Annotated in this window: 3 protein-coding genes; 2 read left to right on the forward strand and 1 reads right to left on the reverse strand. The window is 64.0% G+C overall.

The features are described from left to right. Positions 1 to 196 precede the first annotated feature (196 nt). Complete coding sequence (gene paaN, locus ACTS2Z_RS10825; protein WP_442573219.1) at positions 197 to 1882, reverse strand: phenylacetic acid degradation protein PaaN; 1686 nt, start codon at positions 1880 to 1882, stop codon at positions 197 to 199. Between the two features lie 138 nt (positions 1883 to 2020). Here paaN and ACTS2Z_RS10830 point away from each other — a divergent pair, with 138 nt between their 5' ends. Next, a complete protein-coding gene (locus tag ACTS2Z_RS10830) occupies positions 2021 to 3244 on the forward strand; it encodes a thiolase family protein (protein WP_442573220.1) in 1224 nt (407 codons plus the stop codon). After that, on the forward strand, positions 3241 to 3928 hold a 688-nt coding region (locus tag ACTS2Z_RS10835), incomplete at its 3' end, for an AMP-binding protein (RefSeq protein WP_442573221.1). The genes ACTS2Z_RS10830 and ACTS2Z_RS10835, both read left to right, overlap by 4 nt.

The following is a 3928-nucleotide window of genomic DNA, read 5'->3' on the forward strand; positions in this document are numbered from 1 at the left end:
GATACGCGCAACCACGCTTTTGATCTGTTCACTGGAACCTCCCCTGTCGTTCTTTGGATTCCGCATGGCCAGCGGGATTCGCCGGTCATGGGTATCACCGCCAGCATAACTTCAATAAACGAACTAACTCAAGGTCACTTTTTTTAAGAAACCTTCATGATGGCTCGCGGCAGTGGCGGGCCCGCCCGTGCTTTTTCTAGCCCGGACGCCGCATCTGGACTACCCGGAAGCGGGGCGCAACGAAGGCGAGATCGGTCAAGCTGGCATTGCCTGCCGGGTTGAGCCCCGTGACGTGATAGTCCGAATATGCTCCCATGAAGTTCATCGGCATGCCGCGATCGATATTGATGCTGACCGAGGCTCCAGCAGCCAGATAGTCCGGCTCGGCGGCGTCGATGAAGCTTTCGTCGGTGGAATAGAGATAGGACGCGATGGCGCCGCGCGTGCGGGCTTGCGCGGTGGCAAGCTCCACACCCTGCCGGGCTGTCTCGACCGGAATGACGAAGCTGACCGGGCCGAAGCGCTCCTCACCGTAGAAATCCTCATTGGCAGGATCGCATTCGATCAGGACCGGGCTGGCCGTGCGGGCATCCGGGTAATCCGGGTTCGAGACCGGGCCGGACCGGCGAAGGATCGTCCCCTCCGCCTCGCCCTTGCTGGTCATCGCTTCGACATTGTCAATCGTGGCATCGGCCTGCACGGCGGCCGCGATAGCGGGACCAAGCGTGTTGTCGCCCGCAATCTTGTCGATTGCCGAGACAAGCGTTTCCACCGCCGCGTCATAGCTGATCATGCCGTCCGGCGTCTGGACACCGGAGCGGGGTATGAACACGTTCTGCGGCGCGGTGCACATCTGGGCGGCAAACGTCACCATGGCGCGCGCTACCGTGTGGGCCACGCGGCGGAAATCGTTCGCGGAATGGATCACGACCGAATTGCAGCCCGCCGTCTCGGTGAAGACCAGACGGCCCGGGCAGTTGTTCTCGATCCACGTCCCGAAGCGCTGCGAGCCGGTATAGTCCACAATGCGGCAATCCGGCTGCTCAAGCAGCTTCATGGTGATCTGGTCTGCCGGCTCATCCGCCGCGAGCAGTACGAGGTTAGGATCGTATCCGGCCCTCTCCAGCACTTCGCGGCAGGTGCGCACCGCCATGGCGACCGGCAGGACGCCTGTCGGGTGCGGCTTCACGATGACGGGATTGCCGGTCATCAGATTGGCGGTCATGGCCGGATAGGCATTCCACAAGGGGAAGGTCGCACAGCAGATCACGACCGCCGGACCCAGCGGCACCCGCACATAGCGCTTTTTCAGGCTGACCGGCTCAGGCTCCAGAAAGCGCTTGGTCCAGCTGGCGGCCTCGGGCACATCCTCCATCGCCTTCATGGCATAGACCAGCGCCTCAAGGCCCCGGTCGAGTGCGTTTGCGCCAGAGCCGGAGAACGCCATCACATAGCCCTGCCCTGCGGTATGCATGGTCGCATGGGCGTTCTCGAAGGCATTCTTTTCCATCGCGAAGAGCATCTCGGTGATGACCCCGGCCCGTTCCGCGATGCTCGCCTTCATCCAGCCCGACATGGCCTTTCGCGAGGCCGCAAAGAGCGCCGCCGGATCGGATTTGGGATAGGTGATGCCGAGCGGCTGGCGCGTGTAGGGCGACATTTCCGCACCCAGCGTCCCGATGGTTCCCGGCTGGTCGAGGTCGAAGGGCTTGCCCAGCTGGGCGTCAAAGCGGGCTTTGCCGAGGCGCGGCGCGTCCTCGCCATGCAGCTTGGCGCTGGGCGATTCCCGGAACGGGCTCCAGTGATCGCGGGTCTTCACAGCTGCCAGGGCCGTGCGAAGCGTCTCGTGATGCTGGTCGTAGAGCCGGGATGCAGCGCTCATCAAATTTCCCTCCGAAGACCTGAATTCGTGTCGCAAAATGATTGCATAACCGGCGGGTGCCGGTATCGTCCAAATGAAAGTATCTTTATCGAAGTTACAGGGCAAGCCGCGCCCAGACCGGCTTGAGGCACGCGCCGCATGGACAGTATCCAGATCACCGGAATCGGCATGACGGCGCTGGGCAAGCACCCTGCCCGCTCCGTGAAGGATCTGACGCGCGAGGCGGTTGAAGCGGCGCTGGACGATGCAGATCTGCGTGCCGACGAGATCGAGGCGGCCTTCTTTTCCAACACCCGCCAGCCCATGCTGGAAGGGCAGAATGCAGTGCGCGGCGAGATTGCGCTGCAACCGCTGGGGATAGAGGGCATCCCGGTCGTCAATATCGAGAATGCCTGCGCCTCCGGGTCTTCGGCGATAGCCCTGGCCGCCAGCATGATCCGCGCTGGGCAGGCTGAAACCGTGCTGGTCGTTGGCGCGGAAAAAATGGTCTTTCCCGACCGTGTCGATCAGGTCATGGCCGCCTTTCGCGGCGGCACCGACATTGAGCGTATCGACGAGACAGCGGGTGCCATGGCGGCGCTTGGAGCCGGATTGATCCCGGCGGGAGCCGCAGAGGCGCCGCGCAGCTTCTTCATGGACATCTACGCAGGCATCGCCCGCGCGCACATGGAGGCTTTCGGCACCACGCGCGAGCACCTCGCCATGGCAGCCGCAAAGAACCACACCCATGCGGCGGACAATCCGCACGCGCAATACCGCACGCCATTCACGGTCGAGGAGGTTCTCGCCGACAAGCCGGTGATCTGGCCGCTGACCCGCTCCATGTGCGCGCCTGTCAGCGATGGCGCAGCTGCCGTCATCTTGCAGTCAGCGCGCGCCGCGCGCGACAAGGCGGGCGCGGTGAAGCTGGCCGGAATTGGCTGGGCGACGGCCCGCACCCGCAAGCTGGATGACTGGGACAATCATGTAGGCAAACGCGCGAGCGATCTTGCCTGGGAGGCATCGGGTCTGGGCCCCGCCGACATGCATCTGGCCGAGGTCCACGACGCCACGAGCTTTGCCGAAATCCTTCAGATCGAAAATCTGGGACTGTGCCCGCGCGGGCAAGGCGGGGCCTTTACCGCGTCGGGCGCTACCCGGCGCGGCGGGCGCGTGCCGGTCAATGCCGGTGGCGGACTGATCGCCAAGGGGCATCCGGTAGGCGCAACAGGCGTCATCCAGATCGTCGAGATGTGCCGGCAATTGCGGGGGGAGGCAGGCAGGATGCAGGTTGAGGGCGCACGCGCTGGCGTTTGCGAGAACGGCGGCGGATTTCTGGGGGTCGAGGAGGCCGTCACACTGGTGACGGTACTGACACGATGAGCGGTCTTTCCCTTTCCACCCAGCCGGTCAGCCTGTTCTGGGACGCTGTCCGCAACTATCCCGATCACGGTGCCGCCAGCGAATATGATTCCGACGGGCGGCTCGTCGGACGCATCAGCTTTTTCGGACTGTCCGAGCGCGTGCGCAGCCTTGCAGCCATGCTGGCCGCTGATCATCAGCCGGGCGAGCGCATAGCGCTGTCAGCTGCCAACACGATCGATCATGTCGCGGCATATCTGGCCATCCAGTCTGCCGGTCTGGTCTGGGTGCCGCTGAACCCCAGCAATGGCCCGCAACTCAACAGCGCCGCACTGAAGAAGGTGAAGCCGGCGCGCGTGCTCGCAGGCCCCGCCGAGGCAGAGGCCTTGCGCGCACTGGGTGTGACGGTGCAGGCGATCCCTTCAGATCTAAGGCCTGCGCCGGGATTTGAGCCGGTCAACCGGCGTCCGTCCGACACAATGGCCATCAAGTTTACCGGCGGATCGACCGGCGAGCCGAAAGGTGTGATCCAGTCCAATACCGCCGTTATGGCGAATATCCTGAACATGGAAGAACGCTACGGACAGGAGGCCGCACCGGTCTTTCTTGCCTGTGCGCGGCTGACGCATGGCGCCTCCCATTTCGTGCTGCCAACGCTGGGGCAAGGCGGGCGGCTGGTTCTGGTTCACAAGCCGGAAGCCAACC

The sequence above is a fragment of the Glycocaulis sp. genome, from assembly GCF_052168375.1.
Classification (GTDB): Bacteria; Pseudomonadota; Alphaproteobacteria; order Caulobacterales; family Maricaulaceae; genus Glycocaulis.